This is a genomic window from Nakamurella lactea DSM 19367 (genome assembly GCF_000426645.1).
In the GTDB taxonomy this organism is placed as follows: Bacteria; Actinomycetota; Actinomycetes; order Mycobacteriales; family Nakamurellaceae; genus Nakamurella; species Nakamurella lactea.
Window position 1 is genome coordinate 1 of sequence record NZ_KE384550.1, and the last position, 22,647, is coordinate 22,647.

21 protein-coding genes are annotated in these 22,647 nt (G+C 67.6%); 14 read left to right on the forward strand and 7 right to left on the reverse strand.

Annotated features, from left to right (window positions below; genetic code table 11):
* The 4 genes from K340_RS32845 to K340_RS0123690 form a co-directional block, all read left to right on the forward strand.
* The coding region (locus K340_RS32845; protein WP_037366585.1) for an aldehyde dehydrogenase family protein at positions 1-508 on the forward strand (508 nt) is incomplete at its 5' end.
* Positions 508-1,014 carry an Lrp/AsnC family transcriptional regulator gene (locus K340_RS0123680; protein WP_037366587.1) on the forward strand — a complete coding sequence of 169 codons (507 nt, stop codon included), beginning with the start codon at positions 508-510 and terminating at the stop codon, positions 1,012-1,014. The genes K340_RS32845 and K340_RS0123680, both read left to right, overlap by 1 nt.
* A 34-nt stretch (positions 1,015-1,048) precedes the next feature.
* A complete protein-coding gene (locus tag K340_RS0123685) occupies positions 1,049-2,410 on the forward strand; it encodes an aspartate aminotransferase family protein (protein WP_029138511.1) in 1,362 nt (453 codons plus the stop codon).
* A 35-nt stretch (positions 2,411-2,445) separates the two neighbouring features.
* The gene (locus K340_RS0123690) at positions 2,446-2,964 is read left to right on the forward strand and encodes a GDSL-type esterase/lipase family protein (RefSeq protein ID WP_281170762.1); all 519 of its coding nucleotides are present in this window, start codon (positions 2,446-2,448) and stop codon (positions 2,962-2,964) included.
* Between the two features lie 7 nt (positions 2,965-2,971).
* Here K340_RS0123690 and K340_RS0123695 read toward each other — a convergent pair whose 3' ends face one another.
* The 6 genes from K340_RS0123695 to K340_RS0123720 form a co-directional block, all read right to left on the reverse strand.
* Positions 2,972-3,889 carry a MurR/RpiR family transcriptional regulator gene (locus K340_RS0123695; protein ID WP_084614867.1) on the reverse strand — a complete coding sequence of 306 codons (918 nt, stop codon included), beginning with the start codon at positions 3,887-3,889 and terminating at the stop codon, positions 2,972-2,974.
* 156 nt (positions 3,890-4,045) lie between these two features.
* Positions 4,046-5,392, reverse strand: a complete 1,347-nt coding sequence (locus tag K340_RS0123700; protein WP_029138514.1) for a metallopeptidase TldD-related protein — start codon at positions 5,390-5,392, stop codon at positions 4,046-4,048.
* Positions 5,389-6,942, reverse strand: coding sequence for a TldD/PmbA family protein (locus K340_RS0123705; RefSeq protein WP_051267448.1), 1,554 nt, complete (start codon positions 6,940-6,942; stop codon positions 5,389-5,391). The genes K340_RS0123700 and K340_RS0123705 overlap by 4 nt, the downstream gene beginning before the upstream one ends.
* Before the next feature lie 66 nt (positions 6,943-7,008).
* On the reverse strand, positions 7,009-9,702 hold the full coding sequence (gene acnA, locus K340_RS32850; protein WP_051267451.1) for an aconitate hydratase AcnA: 2,694 nt from the start codon (positions 9,700-9,702) through the stop codon (positions 7,009-7,011).
* Positions 9,699-10,139, reverse strand: a complete 441-nt coding sequence (locus K340_RS0123715; RefSeq protein ID WP_029138516.1) for a cupin domain-containing protein — start codon at positions 10,137-10,139, stop codon at positions 9,699-9,701. The genes acnA and K340_RS0123715 overlap by 4 nt, the downstream gene beginning before the upstream one ends.
* Positions 10,136-11,215, reverse strand: a complete 1,080-nt coding sequence (locus K340_RS0123720) for an isocitrate/isopropylmalate dehydrogenase family protein (protein ID WP_029138517.1) — start codon at positions 11,213-11,215, stop codon at positions 10,136-10,138. Before K340_RS0123720 ends, K340_RS0123715 begins: the two co-directional genes overlap by 4 nt.
* A gap of 324 nt (positions 11,216-11,539) precedes the next feature.
* Between K340_RS0123720 and K340_RS32855 the strand changes: the two genes are divergently transcribed.
* The 9 genes from K340_RS32855 (at position 11,540) to K340_RS32875 (ending at position 21,091) form a co-directional block, all read left to right on the forward strand.
* Complete coding sequence (locus K340_RS32855) at positions 11,540-12,775, forward strand: C45 family autoproteolytic acyltransferase/hydolase (protein WP_084614869.1); 1,236 nt, start codon at positions 11,540-11,542, stop codon at positions 12,773-12,775.
* A 125-nt stretch (positions 12,776-12,900) separates the two neighbouring features.
* A complete protein-coding gene (locus tag K340_RS32860) occupies positions 12,901-13,986 on the forward strand; it encodes an ABC transporter substrate-binding protein (RefSeq protein ID WP_161632170.1) in 1,086 nt (361 codons plus the stop codon).
* Positions 13,987-14,083: 97 nt separating this feature from the next.
* On the forward strand, positions 14,084-15,052 hold the full coding sequence (locus tag K340_RS0123735; protein ID WP_161632171.1) for a FecCD family ABC transporter permease: 969 nt from the start codon (positions 14,084-14,086) through the stop codon (positions 15,050-15,052).
* A complete protein-coding gene (locus K340_RS0123740) occupies positions 15,049-16,074 on the forward strand; it encodes a FecCD family ABC transporter permease (RefSeq protein ID WP_029138519.1) in 1,026 nt (341 codons plus the stop codon). Before K340_RS0123735 ends, K340_RS0123740 begins: the two co-directional genes overlap by 4 nt.
* A 5-nt stretch (positions 16,075-16,079) precedes the next feature.
* The gene (locus tag K340_RS32865) at positions 16,080-16,970 is read left to right on the forward strand and encodes an ABC transporter ATP-binding protein (protein ID WP_051267461.1); all 891 of its coding nucleotides are present in this window, start codon (positions 16,080-16,082) and stop codon (positions 16,968-16,970) included.
* A 32-nt stretch (positions 16,971-17,002) separates the two neighbouring features.
* Positions 17,003-18,262, forward strand: a complete 1,260-nt coding sequence (locus K340_RS32870) for an MFS transporter (RefSeq protein ID WP_051267464.1) — start codon at positions 17,003-17,005, stop codon at positions 18,260-18,262.
* A gap of 289 nt (positions 18,263-18,551) precedes the next feature.
* Positions 18,552-20,069 carry a glycerol kinase GlpK gene (gene glpK / locus K340_RS0123755; protein WP_029138520.1) on the forward strand — a complete coding sequence of 506 codons (1,518 nt, stop codon included), beginning with the start codon at positions 18,552-18,554 and terminating at the stop codon, positions 20,067-20,069.
* A gap of 240 nt (positions 20,070-20,309) precedes the next feature.
* The gene (locus tag K340_RS0123760; RefSeq protein ID WP_029138521.1) at positions 20,310-20,513 is read left to right on the forward strand and encodes a cold-shock protein; all 204 of its coding nucleotides are present in this window, start codon (positions 20,310-20,312) and stop codon (positions 20,511-20,513) included.
* 110 nt (positions 20,514-20,623) lie between these two features.
* The gene (locus tag K340_RS32875; RefSeq protein WP_051267466.1) at positions 20,624-21,091 is read left to right on the forward strand and encodes a metallophosphoesterase family protein; all 468 of its coding nucleotides are present in this window, start codon (positions 20,624-20,626) and stop codon (positions 21,089-21,091) included.
* Here K340_RS32875 and K340_RS0123770 read toward each other — a convergent pair.
* Complete coding sequence (locus K340_RS0123770) at positions 21,066-22,175, reverse strand: helix-turn-helix transcriptional regulator (protein WP_029138522.1); 1,110 nt, start codon at positions 22,173-22,175, stop codon at positions 21,066-21,068. The genes K340_RS32875 and K340_RS0123770 overlap by 26 nt on opposite strands.
* 84 nt (positions 22,176-22,259) lie before the next feature.
* Here K340_RS0123770 and K340_RS0123775 point away from each other — a divergent pair, with 84 nt between their 5' ends.
* Positions 22,260-22,592, forward strand: coding sequence for a WhiB family transcriptional regulator (locus tag K340_RS0123775; protein ID WP_161632172.1), 333 nt, complete (start codon positions 22,260-22,262; stop codon positions 22,590-22,592).
* Positions 22,593-22,647: the final 55 nt, after the last annotated feature.

Here is a 22,647-nt window from a genome sequence, read left to right on the forward strand (position 1 = left end):
CGTCACCGGCCCGCCGAGCAACACCGACGCGTTGTACGGGCCGCTCAACAACGCCGCACAGCTGCAGCGGGTAGCCGCGATGGTGAGCCGGCTACCCGATCACGCCTCCGTGGACGCCGGCGGCAGCGCGCTCGACCGACCGGGTTTCTTCTACTCACCCACCGTGGTGTCGGCGCTGCGGCCGGACGACGAGGCGGTGAACGAGGAGATCTTCGGGCCCGTCATCACCGTGCAGAAGCTGTCCGCCGACAACACCGAAGCGGACGCGCTGCGACTGGGCAACGGAACTCCCTACGGTCTGGCGTCATCGGTATGGACCCGGGATCACGCCAGGGCGCTGCGGGTCTCGAACGCCCTCAACTTCGGCTGCGTCTGGATCAACACCCACATCCCGCTCGTGGCCGAGATGCCACACGGCGGATTCGGCCACTCCGGCTACGGCAAAGACCTGTCCATGTACGCGCTGGAGGACTACACCCGGGTCAAGCACGTAATGAGCGCACTCTGATGACCGGGCACCAGCGAGCCAAAGATTCCTCCGGCGATCAGCACGCCGACCCGGGGGGTAGCCACCTCGACGCCGTCGGCAAGGCGATCATCGCTCAGCTGCAGCAGGATGGCCGGCGCACATACGCCGCCATCGGCGCCGAGGTCGGACTATCTGAAGCCGCTGTCCGGCAACGGGTCCAACGAATGATCAAGTCCGGACTCATCCAGATCGTCGCGGTCACCGACCCTGCTCACGTCGGTTTCTCCCGGCAGGCGATGGTCGGGATCCGCGCGGAAGGGAACCTCGACCGGATCGTGACCGCCCTAGCGCGGTTGCCCGAGGTCGATTACGTCGTGGTGACCGCCGGTTCGTTCGACATCCTGGCGGAGGTGGTCTGCGAGGACGACGACGGCCTGTTCACCCTGCTCAACGAACAAATCCGGGGCATCGACGGCGTCCGCTCTACCGAATCGTTCGTCTACCTCAAGCTGGCCAAGCAGACCTATGCCTGGGGCACCCGCTAGCACCTCGACCGGATCAGGTTTCGCCGTCCCCACGATGCAGGAGCAGATCATGAATACAGCCGCCGACCATCTCTGGATGCACTTCACCCGGATGTCCGGTTACCGCGACCAACCGGTGCCGACAATCGAGCGCGGCGATGGCGCCTACATCTACGACACCGCCGGAAAACGGTACCTGGACGCGCTGTCCGGGTTGTTCGTGGTACAGGCCGGTCACGGCCGGGAGGAGCTCGCCGAGGCGGCCGCTGCCCAGGCCAGGACCCTTGCCTACTTCCCGATCTGGTCGTATGCGCATCCGCAGGCGGTGGCCTTGGCCGACCGGTTGGCGGCCCTCGTGCCTGGTGAGCTCAACAAGGTGTTCTTCTCCTCCGGCGGTGGCGAGGCCGTCGAGACGGCCTGGAAGGTAGCGAAGCAGTATTACGACCTGATCGGCAAACCTGGCAAGTACAAGGTGATCAGCCGGGCGATCGCGTACCACGGCACGACCCACGGCGCCCTTTCGATCACCGGCATCCCCTCGTTCAAAGCGGCGTACGAGCCGCTGGTCCCTGGATCTGTCCGGGTACCGAACACGAACTTCTACCGGGCTGCGGTACACGCCGACGATGAGAAGGCGTTCGGTCGGTGGGCCGCCGACCGGATCGAGGAGGCCATCGTGATGGAGGGCCCGGACTCGGTCGCCGCGGTGTTCGTCGAACCGGTGCAGAATGCCGGCGGCTGCTTCCCGCCACCACCGGGCTACTTCGAGCGGCTCCGACAGATCTGCGACACCCACGATGTACTGCTGGTCTCGGACGAGGTGATCTGCGCGTTTGGCCGGCTGGGGACGATGTTCGGCGCCGACAAGTTCGGCTACCAGCCCGATATCATCACTACCGCCAAGGGGCTGACGTCCGGCTACTCACCACTCGGAGCCACCCTCGTCTCGGACCGGGTGTTCGAACCGTTCGGCAGAGGGGACACCGTCTTCGCCCATGGGTACACGTTCGGCGGGCACCCGGTGTCGTGCGCAGTTGCGCAGGCAAACCTCGACCTGTTCGAGTCCGAGGATCTGCTGGGCAACGTCCGCCGCAACGAGAACGCCTTCCGCGCGACCCTGGAGCGTCTGTTGGATCTGCCGATCGTCGGCGACGTGCGCGGCGACGGCTACTTCTTCGGCATCGAGTTGGTCAAGGACAAGGGGACCAAGCAGACCTTCTCCGACGAGGAATGCGAGCGGGTGTTGCGTGGATTTCTGTCGCCGGCGCTGTTCGACGCCGGGCTCTACTGCCGCGCCGACGACCGTGGCGATCCCGTGATCCAGGTTGCGCCGCCACTGATCAGCGGTCAGGCGCAGTTCGACGAAATTGAGCAGATCCTGCGCGACGTGCTGCAACAGGCGTGGGCCCAGTTGTGAAGCCTGCGCCGACCGTGATACTGGTCGGGGACAGCATGTTCGCCCGGATGAACAAGCCGTTGATCGGGTCCCTTGCGACCGCCATCGGTTCCGGGGCCAGGGTGCTCAACTGCGCCGCCGGTGGATCGGACAGCGGCGACAGCCGATCCGCGGCCCAGCTGCTGGCCAGGGTACGGCCGGATGTGGTGCTCCTTTCCGTCGGCACCAATGACTGTGCGCCGTGGAAGGCGGTGCCGGAGAACGACTTCACCGACAATCTCGCCGCGATCATCGGGGCCTTCCGGCCGGCGCCGGTCCTCGCGCTGCTGTCGCCGGCCATCATCGAGATCGACCGGCCTGGGCAGGGGGTGCGGACGAACGCCGCGATGAGTCGGTATCGCGACCTGGTGCAGGCGGTGATTGGCGCCGAACGCTCGGTGCCGACCAACGTGATCCTCGACGGTGCACCGTTTCCCGCGCTGGAAGCGGACGGACTGCATCTCACCGTTGACAGCTACCGAGCGCTGATCCCGGCGATGGCCCGACTCATCCGCGATCGACTGTCGTCGACCTAACGACGCGTCAGCCCCGTTTGCTACGCCGGCGGGCGGCGGGCCGCTCCGGTTGCTCACCGAAGCGCAGCCGGTTCCGCAGTAATTGGGATCGCCGCAACGCTGCCAGCGCCGACTCCCGGTTCTGGGCGGCGATGGCTGTGGCCAGCGCCTCGATCAGTGCGAGGGTGGACGTCTGGAGGCTGAACATCGCGGTGTTCCCGATCGGCGCCGACAGCCAGACATCCACTCGATCGGCCATCGCCGGCCCGAGAGTATCGGTCAGCAGCACGACCTTGGCACCGACGTCTCGGGCGTGATCGATCGCCACTTCCACTTCTGGCAGCATCACCTGATGCACCAGGGCGACCAGGACATCGTCGCCGGTCATGCCCAGCAGCCGATCGGCCAGCGTGTAGCCGGAGGAGGTGGCCGCCCGGGCCCGATAATTGATCCTGGTCAACCGCAGCACCAGGTACTCGCAGAGCACCCCCAGGCCGCCCACGCCGACCGCGACCGTCTCCCTGGCATTGGATATCAACTTCACGATCTCGGCGAAGCTGTCCGGGTCGAGTGCCTGTTGCGCCCGTTCGATCAGCAGCACACTCTCCGCCAGTACCTGCCCGAGCACCTCCTGCGGCTCGGTACCCATCGTGTCCAGGCTGTGACTCAATCGACCGGCAGGGGTCAACCGCTCCCGGAATCCGTTTTGCAGCGAGCGTTTCAACGCCGGCAGCCCCTGGTAACCGAGCGACTTGACCGTCCGGATCACCGTTGCGTCGCTGGTGCCCGTCGCCTCGCCCAAGGTGCCGGCGGACGCGAAGGCCACCTCATCCGGAAAGTCGGCCAGATAGATCGCCACCCGACGCTCGGCGGCGCTCAACCGGTCCTGCCGGGCGGCAACCCGTTCGGCAAGTGAGCCGGTCACCGGCCTTTCGGTAACACTCATGACGATTTCGCCTCCTACGAAGTAGCGGAGTCTACCGGCAGGACGTGCAGTCGGCGACGTAGAGCGCTCGAACTCGGGTCAGGAACACGACCGTGGAACAGTGGCAATCTCGCGGTGGGGCGTCATCGACAGGAACGCCATCCTGTTCGGGGTCGGTCACAGAACGAACGGACCGGCATCGATCAGCAGGCCCGGAGCGACCACGCTTTCCATGAAGACCACTTCACCTCGTTCCCGCTGCTTGCCAACCGCCAGCACGGCCCGGAGCACGTCGTCCATCCGGAAGGTGAGCCGCACCTGCGGGTGACGGGCGACGATCCGGCCACCTTCGATCCAGAACGTTGCGTCCCTGGTGGTCCCAGTGACGAGGGTGTCCTTGGGGTGCAGCACCCGCAGGTAGTCCAGCTTGCTGACCAGCAGGCCCCGTCCGCACTCGGAGATCAGCTCGTCCTCGGTAGCATTTCCCGGGTCCAACAACAGATGCGACGGGGAAGGGTCGGCACCGAACCGCCAGGCGACGGGGACGCCGTGCCCGGTGGACCGATTGTCCGTGACCGCAGCATGTTCCAGATTCGACACGACCCCGTTCAGTACGCCGCGCTCGATCAACGGCGTGCGGCGCCGGGGGGTCCCCTCGACGTCGAAGCCACTGGGCAGGCCGTCGCTGTCGGCCCCGTCGTCGGTCAACGTCAGCAGCGCACTGACCAGCTGCTGGCCCATCCGGCCGGCTACCCCGGTGCGCCCGGTCGCGTAACCCGCGGCGCCCAGCGAGACGTGCCCGAAGGTGGCCAGCAGGGTGATCACGGCCTGCGGCCGAAGGACCACCCGGTAGCTGCCGCTTGCGGCCTCCCGCACCGGAAGGGGCTCGAGTTCGGCGAGCAAGGAGTCTGCCAGCCCCTCGACCCGCAGGTCGTCCGGATCCCGGCTCACCAGTCTGACGCTGGCCGATCGCCCGTCCTGTTCGGCCACCGCATTCAACGACACCTTGGTGAGCAGTTCCGATCGGTACAGGCCGGAGGACCCGGCGACGACCCGCTCGATCACATCGTGCCGCACCGCACCACCGAGCCGGGCCTGGCCACCCAACCCATCGCGTACGATCGCGAACGCCGAATGCCGCTCGACTGCACCGGCTTTCACGATCTGGTCGCCGACCGGCAGTGCGCTGCTGCGGGCGGCCGCCACGGACGACGGGCGGGCTGGGGCCGACGGAGCGCCCGCGCCGCCGGGGGCGGTGGTTCTGCGCTGGGCCCGCAGCCCTTCGTCCAGCCGCTCGCTGAGGGCTTGAATCGCGCCGGACTCCAGCGTCTCGGTGGCGCCGCTGGCCACGGCGCCGTCACGGTCGATGCGGATCCGTACCCGCATCCGATGTTCAGCGTGCTGGGCCGTCACCCGGGATCCGGCAAACCGCAGCAACCCGACGTCCTCGGCCGCGATGTCCAACCGGGTACCGCCGCCGAAGATGTCCAAGGCCCGCCGGACGTCGGCCTGTTCGACGTTCATTTCGTCCCCACCTGCACATTGCGGAATCTGGCCGGTACGGTGCCGTGGCCGATGTGCGCCACCTGCAACGGCTCGCCCTTGTTGCAGGACGGGATGCCGTGCACCTTGAATTCGTCGGGACCGCCGAGCGCGTCGCAGCCGGCCCAGAACTGCGGGGTTACTCCGGTGTAGGAGCAGTTCTTCAGCATCCGGCCGACCTGCCCGTCGCGAATCTCCCAACCGGCCTCGGCGCCGAACCGGAAGCTCATCCGCTGGTCGTCGATCGACAGCCCCTTACCCATGTCCATCAGGATCCCGTTCTTCGTGCCCGCGATCATCTCGGCCAGCGAAGAATCGCCCGGCTCCAGGCACAAGTTCGTCATTCGAACCAGCGGAAGTCGTTGCCAGCCATCAGCTCTGGCCGCGCCTGACGATTGCTCACCGAGGGTGGCCGCCGACTCGCGGCCGGAGAGGTACCCGACAAAGACACCGTCCCGGATCAACTCGGTGCGTTGCGCCGGCACCCCCTCGTCGTCGTAGCCGTAGGAGCCGAGGGCGCCCGGGATGGTCGCATCGGCGACCACGGATACGATCGGCGAGCCCCAGGTGAAGTTGCCTCGGCGCTCCGGCGAGGCGTAGGTGCCGCCGGCCAGGCTGGCCTCGAAGCCGAGCGCGCGGTCGGCCTCCATCGGATGCCCGGCGGTCTCGTGCAGCACCATCGCCAGCTGGGCGCCGGTGGCGATCAGGGTGGTCGACTCATTCGGGCACTGCGGCGCGGTCAACAGAGCGACCGCCTCGTCGGCGACCCTGGCTGCTTCCTCGACCAGGTGCAGCTCGGCAATGTGCTCGTAGCCGGCGGTGCTGAAATGGCCGCGCTGTCCGCGGATGGACCGCGGTATCGCCTGCGGGAAGGATCGCCGCTGCACATCTTCGCCATCGGCTGCGAAAACCAGTAGCCCGCCGCCACTTTCGGTCAGGCACTGCTCGATCAGGGCACCCTCCGAATTGGCGAAGACCTTCTCGTCCCGGAAGAAGTCCATCGAGGCCTCGACCCGGTCGACCTTCGGACCGATCGCCGCGGATTCGGCGACCGCCGCCGCCAGCAGGTCGAGTTTGCTGCTGGCGGAAACGCTGAACGGGTCGATCTCCAACGGCGAGCTCCACCGGGCGCGGGTGGTGATCGGTTCACCCAACCCGATCGACGGCCCGCTGCCGACCGCCCGCGCCTGCTCGACCGCCTCGGCGACAACCGCCGAGAGTCCGACGGCATCGAGCCGATGAGTGGCGGCGAAACCCCACTGGCCGCCGACAATGACCCGCACGCCCACCCCGCTCGACTCTTCCCGGCTCCACTCGCCCGGCCCGGCCAGCTCGGCCAGCGCCAGCTCATGGGTGCGACAGACCACCCGGACGTCGGCATAGCTGGCCTCCGTCGGCACGAATCCCAGTACCTGCTCCGCGATCTCTCGCATCAGCCCGCCGATCTGTTGCGCCGGGCCGGCATGCCCTGGGTACCAACGGATCCGATCAGCACCATGAAGAACCTCCAGCGGCGGCGGGCCGACAGTCATCGGCGGTTTCGTAGTGCTCACTACACTACTACAAAGGTCTTGTTGTGGCTACTACTTCGGCCGAGGTCAGGTTCCGCTGCAGCTACGAGTCGGTCGCTGCTCGGCCGCCGGTCGGGTCATTCGACGCAGCACGTAGGGCATCACCCCGCCGTGACGCAGATACGTCGCCTCCCTGGGGGTATCGATCCGAACCGTGGCCCGGAACGACTGCCCGTCGGCGCGCACGATCACCGACCCGCCGACCTCGCCGCGATCGGCCAGACCGAGGATGTCGATCGTCTCAGTGCCGGTCAGCCCCAACGAACCGGCGTTCTGCCCGTCGAGGAACTCCAGCGGCAGGATTCCCATCCCGATCAGGTTCGACCGGTGGATCCGCTCGAACGACTGCGCCAATACCGCTCGAACACCCAGCAAGGCAGGGCCTTTCGCCGCCCAGTCCCGCGACGACCCTGTTCCGTAGTCGCGGCCGGCCAGCACTACCTGTGGGGTGCCGGCCGCCCGGTAGGCCATCGCGGCTCGGTAAATGTCCACCACTTCCCCGGACCCGGCGAGATTGCGGGTGTACCCACCCTCGACCCCGGTCACCAACTGGTTCTGCAGCCGGAGGTTGGCGAACGTGCCCCGCATCATCACCTGGTGGTTGCCGCGCCGGGCGGCATAGGAACTCAGCTGCTGCCGGGTCAGCCCCAGCCCGGCCAGATACCTCCCGGCCACCGAGCCGACCGGGATAGCCCCCGCCGGTGAGATGTGGTCGGTGGTCACCGAATCGCCGAGCAGCGCCAGTACCCGAGCACCCACGATGTCCTCGATGATCGCCGGCTCGCCGGTCATGTCGTCCAGATACGGCGCCCGGCGCAGATAGTGCGAGGACGGCCGCCAGTCGAAGGTCTCGCCGCTGGGCCGTTCCAGCGCGTTCCATCGGGCATCGCCGGCGGAGATGTCGCGATAGGCCCGCTGATACTTCTCCGGCTGCACCGCCGTGGCGATCAACCCGGCGACCTCCCGCTCGTCGGGCCAGATGTCGTGCAGGTACACCTCGCGGCCGGCCTGATCGACACCCAACGGTTCTCGCGTGAGATCCAACCGCATGGTCCCGGCCAGCGCGTAGGCGATCACTAACGGTGGGGACGCGAGATAGTTCAGCCGGGTCGACGGGTTGATCCGGCCCTCGAAGTTTCGATTGCCGGACAGCACCGCCGCGACCGTCAGGTTGTGCTCGTCGACGGCCGCCGCCACCTGATCGACCAACGTTCCGGAGGCGCCGATACAGGTCATGCAGCCGAAGCCGGCCAGATGGAATCCCAGCTGCTCCAGGTACTTCGTCAGCCCGGTCTCGTCGAGGTAGTTGGTCACCACCCGGGACCCGGGCGACAGCGTGGTTTTCACCCACGGCTTGCTGCGCAGGCCGCGCCGAACGGCATTGCGGGCCAGCAGCCCGGCGGCGACCATCACCGACGGATTCGCCGTGTTCGTACAGGAGGTGATAGCGGCGATCACCACGCTGCCGCTGTCGACCTCACCCGGACCGGTCGGCAGATCCAGCGACACCGGGCGGCTCGCTGCCGGCCCGGCGGCGGCGCCCTGGGCCGGATGGCTGGGCCCGGTCAGCTCAACCAACACAGACCGGCGGACGTCGGCCAACGACACCCGGTCCTGCGGACGGCGTGGGCCGGCCACGGATGGCTCGATGTCCGCGAGGTCGATCTGCACCACACTGCTGTAGTCGGCCTGGAAGTCGGGGTTGTGCCAGAGGCCCTGTTCCCTGGCATATGCCTCCACCAGGCGCCGATGCTCGGGCGGGCGGCCGGTGAGCCGCAGGTAGCTGATGGTCTCGGCGTCGATCGGGAAGTACCCACAGGTTGAGCCCATCTCCGGACTCATGTTGGCGATCGTCGCCCGTGTCGACAGCGACATCGAGCTGACGCCGGGACCGAAGTACTCGACGAACGACCCGACGACACCGTGGGCCCGTAGTCGTTCGGTGATGGTCAGCACCAGATCGGTGGCGGTGCTACCGGCCGGCAATGTCCCGGCCAGTCGGACGCCGACCACCGGTGGCAGCAGCATCGAGACCGGCTCCCCCAGCATCACCGATTCGGCCTCGATACCGCCGACCCCCCAGCCGAGCACGCCGAGCCCGTTGACCATGGTGGTGTGCGAATCCGTCCCCAGGCACAGGTCCGGAAATACCCACTCGCCGTCTGCCATCACGACTCTGGCCAGATACTCCAGGTTGATCTGATGCATGATGCCGTTGCCCGGCGGCACGACCGTGAAATTGTCGAATGCCTCCGCGCCCCAGCGCAGGAATTCATAGCGCTCGGCATTCCGCTGGTACTCGAGTTCGATGTTGCGGGCCAGGGCATCCGGGCGGCCGAAGTAGTCGGCAACAATGGAGTGGTCGATGACCAGCTCTGCCGGCACCAGCGGATTGACAAGCGCCGGGTCGCCGCCGAGCCGCCGCAGCCCGTCGCGCAGGCCGGCCAGATCGACCAGCGCCGGCACACCATTGGTGTCGTGCAGAAACACCCGGGTGCCATGGACGTCTATCGACTGCCGGTGCCCTGCCGGATCACCCCAATTGCAGACCGCGGCGATCTGCGCTGCCCGCTCGTCGCTGCCGTCGTCGTGACGGAGCAGGTTCTCCAGCACGATGCGCATCGTGTAAGGGAGCTCGGCTGGTGCCCGCCCGGCGAGGGCGTGGATCTGATAGCTGCGGCCGTCGACGTCCAGCGCGGCGGCGGCATGGAGGCCGATCATGCCGGCGGCGCCGGATCGCTCGACCCACCGGCACCCTCGGCATCGATCCTGCTGGTGATGCCGGAGCCGATAATGGTCCTGGTCGCATCGATCGAACCGTAGGTCCACAGAATTCGCATCGGTGCGATGGCCGAGGCATTGCGGAATCGATGCGGCGTCCCGGCCGCCACGAGGGTGGTGTCCCAGCTGCCCAGTTCCGTGCACACACCGTCGATGTCGGCGATGGCGTCACCGGCCAGTATCGTCACGCTCTCCGCGCAGCTGTGCAGGTGCAGGGGCAAGGCCGCCCCCGGGTCGAAGATCGTGATGCCGTTCAGGAAGGTCTGCGCGCCCACCGCCCGTCGGACCAGTGGAATCGTCCGCACGCCACCGCCGCGGTCATGGGCGGCCAACGACTCCGGTCGGAGAATCACCGGCGGGAAGTCTGCAGTGCTCATCCGACAGCCGTCCTGGTCCGGTCAAGCGCTTCGATCACCCTATGGGCGAACGCGGCCGTGCTGAGGGTGCCGCCGAGATCTGCGGTTCTGCCTGCGGGGTCTGCAATGGCCAGGTCGACCGCGGCGGTGATCCGCTCGCCCGCGTGTACCAACATCGGGTCACCGTCCCGGCGACCTCGCCAGTCCAACAGCATGGCGGCGGACAGGATCAGCGACGTCGGGTTGGCGATTCCGCGGCCGGCGATGTCCGGCGCCGAGCCGTGCTGAGCCTGCGCGACGCAGACGTCGGTGCCGGCGTTGATCGATCCGCCCAAACCCAGGCTGCCGGTCAGCTCACTGGCCTCGTCGGACAGGATGTCGCCGAACATGTTCGTGGTGACCAATACATCGAACTGCTGCGGACGCCGGATCAACAGGGCCGCTGTAGCATCCACGATCAGTTCCTCGAGTTCTACTTCGGGGTAGTCGGCGGCGACCCTGCGGACCTCGCGCAGGAACAACCCGTCGGTCAGCTTCAGCACGTTCGCCTTGTGCACCGCTGTCACCCGGCGGCGACGCCTGGTGGCCAACTCGAAGGCCGTTCTGGCGATGCGCTCGCTCGCGGATGCGCTGATCTTCCGGATCGCCAGCGCCAGGTCCTGGTGCGGCATGAACTCTCCGGAGCCGGCCACCATGTTCCGATCGGCATAGAACCCCTCGGTGTTCTCCCGCACGATCACCACATCCATCGGCGACTGCAGCACCCCGAGTCCCGGCCGGGAGCGGCTCGGTCGGATGTTGGCGAACAGGTCGCAGGCCACCCGCAACTCCGCCGACGGATTGATTCCACCGTCTTCGCGGGAGGGGTACTGATAGTGCGACACCGGGCCGAGGACGGTGCCGTCGGCCTGCCGAACGAGGTCCGTCACGGTGGCCGGCAGCGTGCTACCTACCGCCTCCAGCGCGGCCAGCCCGATCTCCGCTGTCTCGAACCTGAGATCGAGATCGAGGAGCTCGTCGGTTGCGCGGAGCACCGCCAGCGTGGCCTCGGTGATCTCCGGGCCAATGCCATCGCCCGGCAGCACAAGCACCTTCACGTCGCAGCCCCTGACGTAGTCGCGGTTGCCATCTCGGTAGGGATGGCGACGAGTATCGCCCCGATTCGTAGTCTTGTCTACCAGGCACCTCGGGGCCGTCTTCGTAATGTTGACGACAACTATTGACGCCCGATGTAGTCGACTGTACAGTCCTGCCTACCGAAAGCCCGGACGCGGATCAGCTCACCCAACGAGGGCGACTTCCCCAGTACCGCAGCACTAATGATCAGTTCCGAGCCCGGACAGCACATCGGGCAAAACGCGTCCGAGCGCTGATCCGGCGCCCACCGGCGGTTCGCCTTTTCAACATCGTGGAGGCAGTGAGTGTCAGCCATACCCGTCATCGAGATCTCCGGGAACGACGCCCGGGAGCGTGGCCGCAGCTACGGCGAACAGGCCCGCCCGCAGATCGCCAGGTCGATCGAGTACTACCAGCAGTCGTTCCGGCGTTCGACCGGCCTCGACTGGGAACAGATTCTTCAGTTCGTCCCGGCCTGGGACGAACTGGTCGAGGGCTACCTACCCGGGATCACCGAAGAGGTGCGCGGTATCGCCGAGGGCTCGGGCTACCGGCTCGAGGAGATCCAGGCACTGAACGGCCGCGGTGAACTGGTTCGACCGGAGGTATTCGCGTCACTGATGCCCGACCGGCCGGCCGGCGCCGACAAGCCCGGCCAGGACCGAGCCGACTCGGACAAGGCCGAGGACGGCTGCTCCTCGTTCGCGATGCTGGCCGAATCGAACTCCCTCAGCCATGTCTTCGCAGGGCAGAACTGGGACTGGCGGCACGGCGTCGCGGACACCGTGGTGATCCTGCGCATCGTCCAGCCGGACAAGCCGACCATCATCTGCCAGGTGGAGGCCGGCCAGGTCGGGCGACACGGCGTCAACTCAGCCGGGCTGGCGCTGAACGCCAACGGCCTCGGTGGGGTGTTCGCCACCGGACTTGGCGTGCCGGGTACCTACGTCCGTCGCAAGATTCTGGAATCCTGGAACATGCACGACGCCCTGCAGGCCATCTTTCGGGTCACCCAGGCCTACAACACGAACCTGCTGCTCACCCATCGTGACAACTTCGCGATCGATATCGAGGCGACGTCGGGCCGGCACGGCTGGATGTACCCGACGGACGGAGTGCTGGTGCACGCCAATCACTTCCAGTCGTTCATTCCGCCGCAGATCGAGAACGACTACAAGCCGTTCTCGATCGATTCGCTGTACCGGGTACCGCGGATCGACAAGGGCTTGCGGGCAGCGGGTTCGGCCAGCGGCGTTGCCGCATTCCGGCAGGAGGTTCGGTCGACGATGGCCGACCACTTCGGCGCGCCGAATTCGGTGTGCAACCACCCGGACCCGAGCCGCCACCCGGCCGATCGGTATTCGACGGTGGTGTCCAGCCTGGTCGATCTGACCACCGGCGACTACGCCTACACCGCCGGGCTGCCTTGCGAGAACGACTACCAATTGCTGCCGTGGAACGCCTATGACGGCCCCGATGCTCCCGCCGGTGAGTTGGTCGCAACTGCAGCGTCGACCGCTCCCGCCGAGCAATGTTCTTGACCGATCAGTTCGCGGGCAGAGTTGCCCCGCGCGCAGTCACCAGCTCGCCGTTCTACCAGCTCGCCTTTTCACCAGCTCGTCGCTTCAGATCACGGTCCATGTCCGCCCCCAGAAAGGTGTTCGTCGTGCGACGTACTGCTAGTAGATTCACGTTCTTCGCCGCAGTTGCGGCCGCCGGCATGCTGATTGCCGGCTGTGGTTCGTCCGGCGCAGACGGCCCCTCCGCCGGCGCGGCGGCGAGCTCCGACCTTTCGCCCGTCCCGACGAGCAGCGCAGCTGCCGCGGCTGCCCAGACGTCGAGCGACCCCGCGGCACCGTCCGGTTCGGCCGCCCCCGGCGCTGCGACCGCGTTGGACCCGCAGTGCGGCAAGGAGACCAGAACCATCACCCACGATCTGGGCACCACCACCATCAAGGGCGACCCGGCGAAGGTGGTCGTGCTGGAGTTCCCGTTCGCCGACGCGCTTGCCTCCATCGGCGAGAAGCCGATCGGGATCGCCGACGACGGCGACCCGAGCCGGATCATCCCGCAGGTGGCCGAGAAGATCGGCACCTACACCAGTGTCGGCACCCGGCAGTCGCCGAGCCTGCAGAACATCGCCGCGCTGAAGCCGGATCTGATCATCGCCGACACCTCCCGACACAAGGACATCTACGACCAGCTCAGCAAGATCGCCCCGACCATCTCGCTGGCCGGCAACAAAAGCACCTACGAGTCGAACCTGAAGGCCGCCGAGACCATCAGTGTGGCAATGAATCGCTGCCAGCAGATGGCCGACCGGCTAGCCAAGAACTCGGCCACCATCGCCGCCATCGCCGCGAAGATGCCGAACGATCTACCGCCGGTGTTGTTCGTGGTGTCGACCGACAAGCAGGTGACCGAACACAATGCCGCCAGCTACCCGCCGAGTGTGCTGATGGCTCTCGGGCTGAAGTACCTGCTCCCGGCGGATGCGAAGAATCCGACGGCCGAGGCGAGCGAAGAGACTGTCGCGACCCAGAATCCGAGCGTCGTGTTCCTCAGCGCCGCAACCGATCAAACCCTGTTCGAGGCCTGGGCGGCCGACCCGGTCGGCGGCTCGCTGACGGCGGTGAAGGACGGCAAGGTGTTCAAGGTCGACAACAACCTGTGGTCGCGGGCGAAAGGCATCACCGCCTCCGAAGTGATGGCGCAACAGGCCCTCGACCTGCTCACCGGCGGCGGGTCCTGATCCGATGGCCGTCGCCGTTGCCGGCCCCACCGGGGAGGCGACACCGGCCGCCGCTGGTCGGCGCCGGTCGACCCGACTGCGGGTCACAGTTGTGGCGGTGGTGTCAGCCGTCCTGCTGGTGATCGGATTCAGCTGGAGCCTGACCATCGGCACCGCCAGCATCGGAATCGGAGCGGTGCTCACCGCGCTGTTCGGCGGCGGCACCACGCCGACCGACATGATCGTCCGTGCCGTGCGGCTGCCCCGCAGCCTGCTGGCCATGGTGGCCGGCGCCAACATGTCCGTCGGCGGGGTGATCATGCAGGGCATCACGGCCAATCCCATTGCGGCACCGGAGATCCTGGGGGTCTCCGCGGGCGCCGCCGTGGTGGTGGTCGGCTCGCTCACCTTCGTCCCAGGGCTGACGGGCACCGCTCTGGTGATTGCCGCCATTATCGGCGGCGGCCTGGTCGGGGTGCTGGTGCTGGCGCTGGCCGGCGCCGGCACCGGCCGGATGAGCAATGTCCGGCTCGCCCTGGCCGGGGTGACGATGACCGCGCTACTGATGTCGCTGACCCAGGCGTTCGTCATCTTCAACGACAATCAGGCGAACAACGTGTTCTTCTGGCTGGTCGGCGGCGTCAACTTCGCCAAGATGTCCAGCGTGCTGACGGTGTTGCCGTGGACCGTAGCCGGGCTGGTCGCCGCGATGGCGCTCGCCTCCTCGCTCAACCTGCTCGGCCTCGGCGAGGACATGGCGCGCGGACTCGGCGCGAAGGTGGAGCGCACCAAGATTCTCGGCGCGGCCGTGATCGTCTGCCTGACCGGCGCAGCGGTGGCCGTTGCCGGACCGATCAGTTTCGTCGGCCTTGTCACGCCACACCTGGCGCGACGCTGGACGCGCAGCACCAATCACTTCATCGTCATCCCGGTGTCGGCATTGATGGGCGCGACCCTGCTGACCTACGCGGACATTCTGGCCCGCTTCGTCCGCTGGCCGTTCGAGTCGCCGACCGGCGTGGTGACGGCGTTGATCGGGGCACCGTTCTTCGTGTTCCTGGCGCGGAAACAGAAGGTGAGCTCATGACCGCCGTCGCGCTCAAGGAACCGACGCAATCCCGCTCCTGGGCCGTCCCGGTCGGACTGGCGCTGATCTGCCTGGTGTTGTCGGTGGCCTCGTTGGGGATGGGCACGGCCGACATCGGCATCGGCGACGCGTTCGGCCTGTTGACCGGCAGCACGGACTCCGCGACGGCATCGATCATGCTGACCTTCCTGGCGCCACGAATCCTGCTGTGCTGGTTGGTCGGCATCGCGCTGGCCGTCTCCGGTGCGGTGCTGCAGGGCGTGATCCGCAACCCGCTGGCCGCACCGGACATCATCGGCGTCACCAAGGGAGCCGGCCTCGGTGCCATGCTGATGCTGCTGCTCTTTCCGGCGGCTACCGCCGGGATGATTCCGGTCGGTGCCTTCGCCGGTGGCGTGCTGGCCGCATTGTTGGTGTACGCCTTCGCGTATCGCAGCGGGACCTCGGCGATCCGGCTGGCGTTGGTGGGCATCGCGATCAGTGCGCTGTGCGAGGCCGGGATCCGGTTCCTCATCGTGCGTAACCCACCGGACATCAACGCCGCGCTGATCTGGCTGACCGGCAGTGTGTTCGGCCGGTCGATGAGCGACGTCTGGCAGTTCCTCCCGTGGGTGCTGGTGCTGGTGCCGATGGTGGTCTTCTACGCGCGGCGCCTGGACGTCCTCGGCCTCGGCGACGACCTGGCCGCCGGTCTGGGCGAACCGGTGGAGCGGACCAGGCGGATCGTGCTGCTGCTGGCGGTGGCCCTGGCGTCATCCGCGGTGGCGGTGGCCGGCACCGTCGGGTTCGTCGGATTGATCGCGCCACACATGGCCAGGCGGCTGGTCGGCGGCCGGGCATTGACCCTGCTACCCAGCGCCGCGATGATCGGGGCGGCGCTGATGTTGGTGTCGGACTCGATCGGGCGGGTCGTGCTGCAACCACTCGAGATCCCGGTCGGCCTGGTGACCGCGGTGATCGGCGGTCCCTACTTCCTCTATCTGCTGGCGCGTACGGCGAAAACCACGACGAGCGGAAAGTAGTTCTCATGCGACTGGAAGCGCAACACGTCACGCTGGCCTACGACCGGCTGGTGATTGCCGAGGACCTGAGCCTGGCGATCCCCGACGGCAAGGTCAGTGTGCTGATCGGGCCGAACGGCTGCGGCAAGTCCACCGCACTGCGCTCGTTGTCCCGGCTGCTCAGCCCGACTGCCGGACAGGTGGTGCTGGACGGCGAGGAGATCATGCGGCTGTCCACCAAGGATGTCGCCCGACGGCTGGCGATCCTGCCGCAGATGCTCGTCGCTCCGGAATCGATCACCGTCGAGGACCTGGTCTGGTTCGGCCGCCACCCACATCGCGGTGCGTTGCGTTCGGCCGGTAAGGCTGACAAGGAGATCGTCGAATGGTCGCTGGAGGTGACCGGGATGATCGAGATGCGCCGACGCTTCGTCGACCACCTCTCGGGTGGGCAGCGGCAACGGGCATGGATCGCGCTCTGCCTGGCTCAAGGTACGGACCTGATCCTGCTGGACGAACCGACCACTTTCCTGGATGTCGCCTACCAGCTCGAGGTGCTCGACCTGCTGCACGAGCTGAACGTCAACCAGGGCAAGACGGTCGCCATGGTGCTGCACGATTTCAACATGGCCTCGGAGTACGCCGATCATATTTTCGTGATGAAGGACGGCGCCCTGGTCAAGGAAGGCAGCCCGACCGACGTGCTGACCGCCGCCACCTTCGCCGACGTCTTCGGCATCACCTCCCAGGTGGTCAGCCACCCGGTGAGCGGCCGACCACTCTGCATTCCCGTCAAGGGCCGGGAACGGTCGGCCACGGCCCAGCATGCCGCCGCGACCGAACCGTCGACCGACCCAGCAGCATCGGCCCCCGGGGAGTCGTCTACCACCCCGACGACGGCGAAGCTTCCGGCCTGACCCCGATCAGGCCCCGGTTGGCGGGCGACCCGATGTCCGAGCCAGGCGCGCCCGACGGAGACGACCGAGAGAACCGCTCACTGACCGCATCGCTCCGGGTCCGCAACTACCGGCTGTACGCCGTCGGCCAGACGGTGTCGGTCCTCGGCACCTGGATGCAGAACATAGCGATCGCCTGGTACACGCTGGAAATCTCTCAGAACGGCGCCATTCTCGGCCTGGTGACGGCTATCCGATGGTTGCCGGTGCTGGTGCTCGGGCCGTGGGCCGGGCTGGTCGCAGACCGGTCGGACAAGCAACGCATGTTCCTGGTCACCCAGACTGCGCTTGCGGTGATCTCGGTCGGGGTCGCGATACTGTCGGTGACCGGCAACCTGCCGCTCGGGGGGCTGGTTGTGGCCGTGCTCGCGGTGGGCATCGTCGGCGCGTTCGACACCCCCTCCCGGCAGGCGCTGATTTCCGAGTTGGTCCCTGCGGCTCTGCTGACCAACGCCGTCGGCCTGAACTCCGCGACCACTAACATCGCCAAGCTGGCCGGACCAGGTCTGGCAGGAGTCGTCATCGCCGCTTTCGGGGTGACTCCGTGCTTCGTCATCAACGCAATCTCTTTCCTGGCAGTCATTCTCAGCCTGCTGCGGATGGGGCGCTCGGAGCTGTTCCGTGCCCTACCGGCGCACCGGGGCAAGGGTCAGATTCGTGCCGGGCTCGGGTACGTCATGCGCTCGGCGGAGCTCCGTCCGACGATGCTCATGGTGCTGGCAACCGGAATATTCACCGCGGAGTTCCCGGTGACGGTCCCGCTGATGACTACCACAACGTTTGATTCGGCGGCCGACGGCTACGGAACAGCGATGGCGGTAATGGGTGTCGGCGCGGTGGCCGGCGGCATCATCGTTGCGCACCAACGCCGGCCGAGCGTCAGATCCATTGCGGTGTCGGCGATCCAGTGGGGTGCCGTGATCATCGTCGCTGCCCTGGCACCGACCTTTGCGGTGCTGCTGATCTCACTGGCGCTCGTCGGCGTCGGCACCGTCACCTTCAACTCCGCCGCGAAGACGCTGCTGCAACTGCGATCCGATCCGGCGTTCCGCGGCCGGGTGATGTCACTCTGGGCGATCGCCTGGCAAGGTGGGACCGTGGTCGGCGCTCCGCTGGTGGGATTTGTGGGGTCGTGGTTAGGCCCCAGGTACGGGATGCTGATCGGAGCGGTCACCGCCCTCGCCGTCGGTCTACTGGCGCTGCTGCCGCGCCACCGGGATGCGGATCCGGGAGAGCGCGGCGACCCGGCCTGACCGTTGACCTGCGGCCCTGGCGACGACGCGCTCTCGACTGCCTCGGCACGCTGTGCATCTCGGCCCCGGACCACATCAGGACGCTCACCCCGCGAGCCGACCCCGTACCGCCTGGGCACCTGTACCGACGGCGGCGGCCGATGCAATGCGGTGAGGTTGCCCCCTGCGTGCCACCGGCGGCGCCGTCCCCACCGGCCGACCCGTCCGGGAGCTGTAGTGCCAGCAGATACGGTGGGACGCCTGCGGATGCAGACGCGGCCCGCCCGGATTGCCGATGAGGAGAGCAGAGATGGCCGAGTTCGTCGGTGCGATCGACCAGGGCACCACCAGCACCAGGTTCATGATCTTCGACCACGACGGGCGGTCGGTCGGCAAGCACCAGTTGGAGCACCAGCAGATCCTGCCGCGGGCCGGCTGGGTGGAGCACAACCCGGTGGAGATCTGGGAGCGCACCTCGGCGGTGGTGCAGACCGCGCTGGGCCGGACCGGACTGGCAGCGGCCGACCTGGCGGCAGTCGGCATCACCAACCAGCGGGAGACAACCCTGGTCTGGGACCGCCGCACGGGCCGGCCGTACTACAACGCGATCGTCTGGCAGGACACCCGGACCGACCGGATCGCCACCGCGCTGGATCGGGACGGCCGCGGTGACGTCATCCGGCAGCGGGCCGGACTGCCGCCTGCGACCTACTTCTCCGGCGGCAAGATCCAGTGGATCCTGGAGAACGTCGACGGCGTCCGGGCCGACGCCGAGGCCGGCAACGCGCTCTTCGGCACCACCGACAGCTGGCTGCTCTGGCAGCTCACCGGCGGGCCGGACGGCGGGGTGCACGTCACCGATGTGACGAACGCCGGCCGGACCATGCTGATGGATCTGGAAACGCTGGACTGGGATGACGAACTGCTCTCCTTCTTCGGCGTTCCCCGGCGGATGCTGCCGCAGATCCGTTCTTCGTCATCCCCGGATCCCTACGGACTGACGCTGCGCGGCGGGCCACTGCGCGGCGAGGTACCTCTGACCGGCGACCTCGGCGACCAGCAGGCGGCCACCGTCGGCCAGGTCTGCTTCTCCCCCGGCGAGGCCAAGAACACTTACGGCACCGGCAATTTCATGCTGCTGAACACCGGCACCGAGATCGTCCGTTCGCAGTCCGGGCTGCTCACCACCCCGGCGTACCGGTTCGGCGACGAACCCGCGGTGTACGCCCTTGAGGGTTCGATCGCGGTGACCGGGTCGGCGATCCAGTGGCTGCGGGATCAGCTCGGCATCATCAGCGGGGCCGCCGAATCCGAGTCACTGGCCCGGCAGGTGCCGGACAACGGGGGCGTCTACTTCGTCCCGGCCTTCTCCGGGCTGTTCGCGCCGTACTGGCGCTCCGACGCCCGCGGGGCGATCGTCGGGCTGAGCCGGTTCAACACCAACGCGCACCTGGCCAGGGCGACGCTGGAGGCGATCTGCTACCAGAGCCGGGACGTGGTCGAGGCGATGGCGAAGGACTCCGGGGTGGCGCTGGAGGTGCTGAAGGTGGACGGCGGCGTGACGTCCAACGAGCTGTGCATGCAGATCCAGGCAGACGTGCTCGGTGTGCCGGTCAGCCGGCCGATGGTCGCCGAGACCACCGCCCTCGGCGCCGCCTACGCTGCGGGTCTGGCGGTCGGATTCTGGTCCGGCACCGACGAGCTGCGGGCCAACTGGGTGCAGGACAAGCGATGGGAGCCGCGAGGCAGCTCCGGGGCCCGCGATGCGGGCTATGCCCAGTGGAAGAAGGCGGTGCAGCGGACCCTCGACTGGGTCGACGTGGACTGATCGGGCCGGTCCGACGTCGGGCGACGGACATTTCGGCAGGTATTCACCGAGGGTTCCGGACAACGGGTTACCGCAGTTGACGTGATCCATGCGACAATACGGCTTGGTCAATCCTCCGGGTCTCCCGGAGGAGCGTCGATGTCCAGCGGGTCTCGGTTCCCTGAGAAGTCGTTTGAGGTTGGCGGACCCGGGTCCAGCATCAGCAGGACCTGCCTCATCGCACGCGCTTGGAGAAGTTGCATGGCACAGGGAACCGTCAAGTGGTTCAACGCCGAGAAGGGCTTTGGTTTCATCACTCCTGATGACAACGGCCCGGACGTTTTCGTCCACTACTCGGAGATCCAGTCGACCGGCTACCGCTCGTTGGAGGAAAACCAGCGAGTGGAGTTCACGGTGACACAGGGCAACAAGGGCCCGCAGGCCACCGCCGTCACCGCGGTCTGACTCACTCAGACAGCACCAGTCGAAGGCGTCACTCCCCCGGGAGTGGCGCCTTCGGCGTATTTCCGGGCTGACGGCGGACCGGCGATGGTCAACTCAACCGCGCCGTCACGGTGTCCGGCGTCCGATTTCTCCTGCTGGACAGCAGCATTCCCGGCGAGTTCGCCGGCCGACTGGACCCGGACAGCCTGGTCTGGCTGGCGGACCAACTCGAGCATCCGGTCGGCGTTCCGACGCTGGTGGCGCTGCATCATCCGCCGATGCACCTCGGGCACCCGGTGATCGACACCCTTGGACTGCAGAACCCGCTGCCGCTGCGGGACGCGCTGATCGGCAACGTCGACCTGGTCGCCACCCTGGTCGGGCACACTCACGCCGCCACCGCGGCCACCTTCGCCGGCCGCCCACTGCTGGTCGCCCCCGGCGTGCACTCCATCGGCCAGCTGCCGTGGCAGGGCGACGGCAGCATGGCTGCGCTGATCGACCCGGCGGCCCCGCCAGCGCTGGCGCTGCACCGGTTGGAGACCGGCAGCCGCACCATGGTGAGCTATTTCGTCACCGTGTCGACGGACCTGAGGTAGCCGCGCCGTCGCCGATACCCCGGGCGTACCGGTCGGCCAGCCGCCGCACCTCCGCCCGCAGTTCGGGCGGATCGACGACGGTGAAATCGACGCCGAGCCGGCCCAGGGTCAAAGCGATGGTGGTGAGGCTCTCCGCGCCGATCTGCAGGGCGCAGGACTGCTCGTCAACCGGTTCGACCGTTCCCTCCGCCGAGGTCACCCGTCGTTGCACGACCGACGCCGGTGCGTGCAGGGTGACCCGCGCGTGGTGCCGCCAGCTGCGGGTCGGACCGTGTTCGGCCACGTAGGTGGCGATGTCATCGGTCGGGAGCTCGCGCGCGGTGAACCGGGGCCCGGCGGGCAGCACGGGCTGAATCCGTTCGACCCCGAACACCGCCCAGCTGCTCGCGCCGACGTCGAACGCCAGCAGGTACCAGCGGTGCTGACGATTGATCAGGCGGTACGGCTCGACGTCGTGCCGGGTGGGCGAATCGTCGGACTCTTCGGCGTCGGACTCGGCGGCGTCGGATTCTTCGGCGTCGGACTCGGCGGCGTCGGACTCTTCGGCGTCGGACCCGGCGGCGTCGGACCCGGCGGCGGCCGGGGTGGCGGCATCGGCGTAGGAGAACCGCAGGCGTTCCCGGCTGTCGCACAGTCCGACGATCAGGATCAGTACCGTCGGGTCGACGATCGGCATCGGGTGGTTGAGTGGCAGCGGCACGGTGTAGCGATTGAGGTTGCGCACCCGGACCCGCAGGTGTGAGGGCAGCGTCTGTTCCAGCTTCGCCAGCGCCCGCATCGACGTTTCCTCCATGCCGCCGATGATGCAGTTGATTCCGGTGCGCAGACCGACGGCGACGGCGGTCGCCTCCTCGGGATCCAGCAGCAGCGGCGGCAGTGCGGACCCGCCGGCGCCCAGCCGGTAGCCACCATCGCTCCCGCGGGACCCCTCGAGCGAGTAGCCGAGTTCGCGCAGGCGTTCGACGTCGTTCCGGATCGTCCGGGTGCTCACGCCCAGTCGCTCCGCCAGCTCGGCGCCCGTCCACGATCGCTGGCACTGCAACAGGGACAACAAGGACAGCAGGCGGACGGCGGTCTGTGGCATGCATCCACCCTGACACGAATTGCGGAACGAAATCTTCCTATTAGGAACGGAACGTTCCGCATAGGCGCCTAGCGTGGCCGCGTCATGCCGAAACCACCGAGAGAAGCCGAGACCGCAACGCCGCTGACGTTGATCTCGCAGACCCTGATGTCCGACCTGCAACAGCCGAGCGGGTTCGGCGGGCAGGACCTGCCCTGCCACAGCGTGGATCCGGACCTGTTCTTCGCCGAGCGGCCCAGCGACGTCGAGCGCTCGAAGCGGATCTGTGACGGGTGCCCCCTTCGGGCCGAGTGCTTGCAGGGCGCGCTTGAGCGGCAGGAGCCGTGGGGCGTCTGGGGCGGAGAGCTGGTCCGGGACGGCGCCGTCATCGCCCACAAGCGCGGCCGCGGCCGGCCACGCACGATCGACGTCGCGTAGCCGGAGCCCCGTCAGCCCCGTTTGCGACGTCTCGGCGCACTTTCGCAGCGGAACC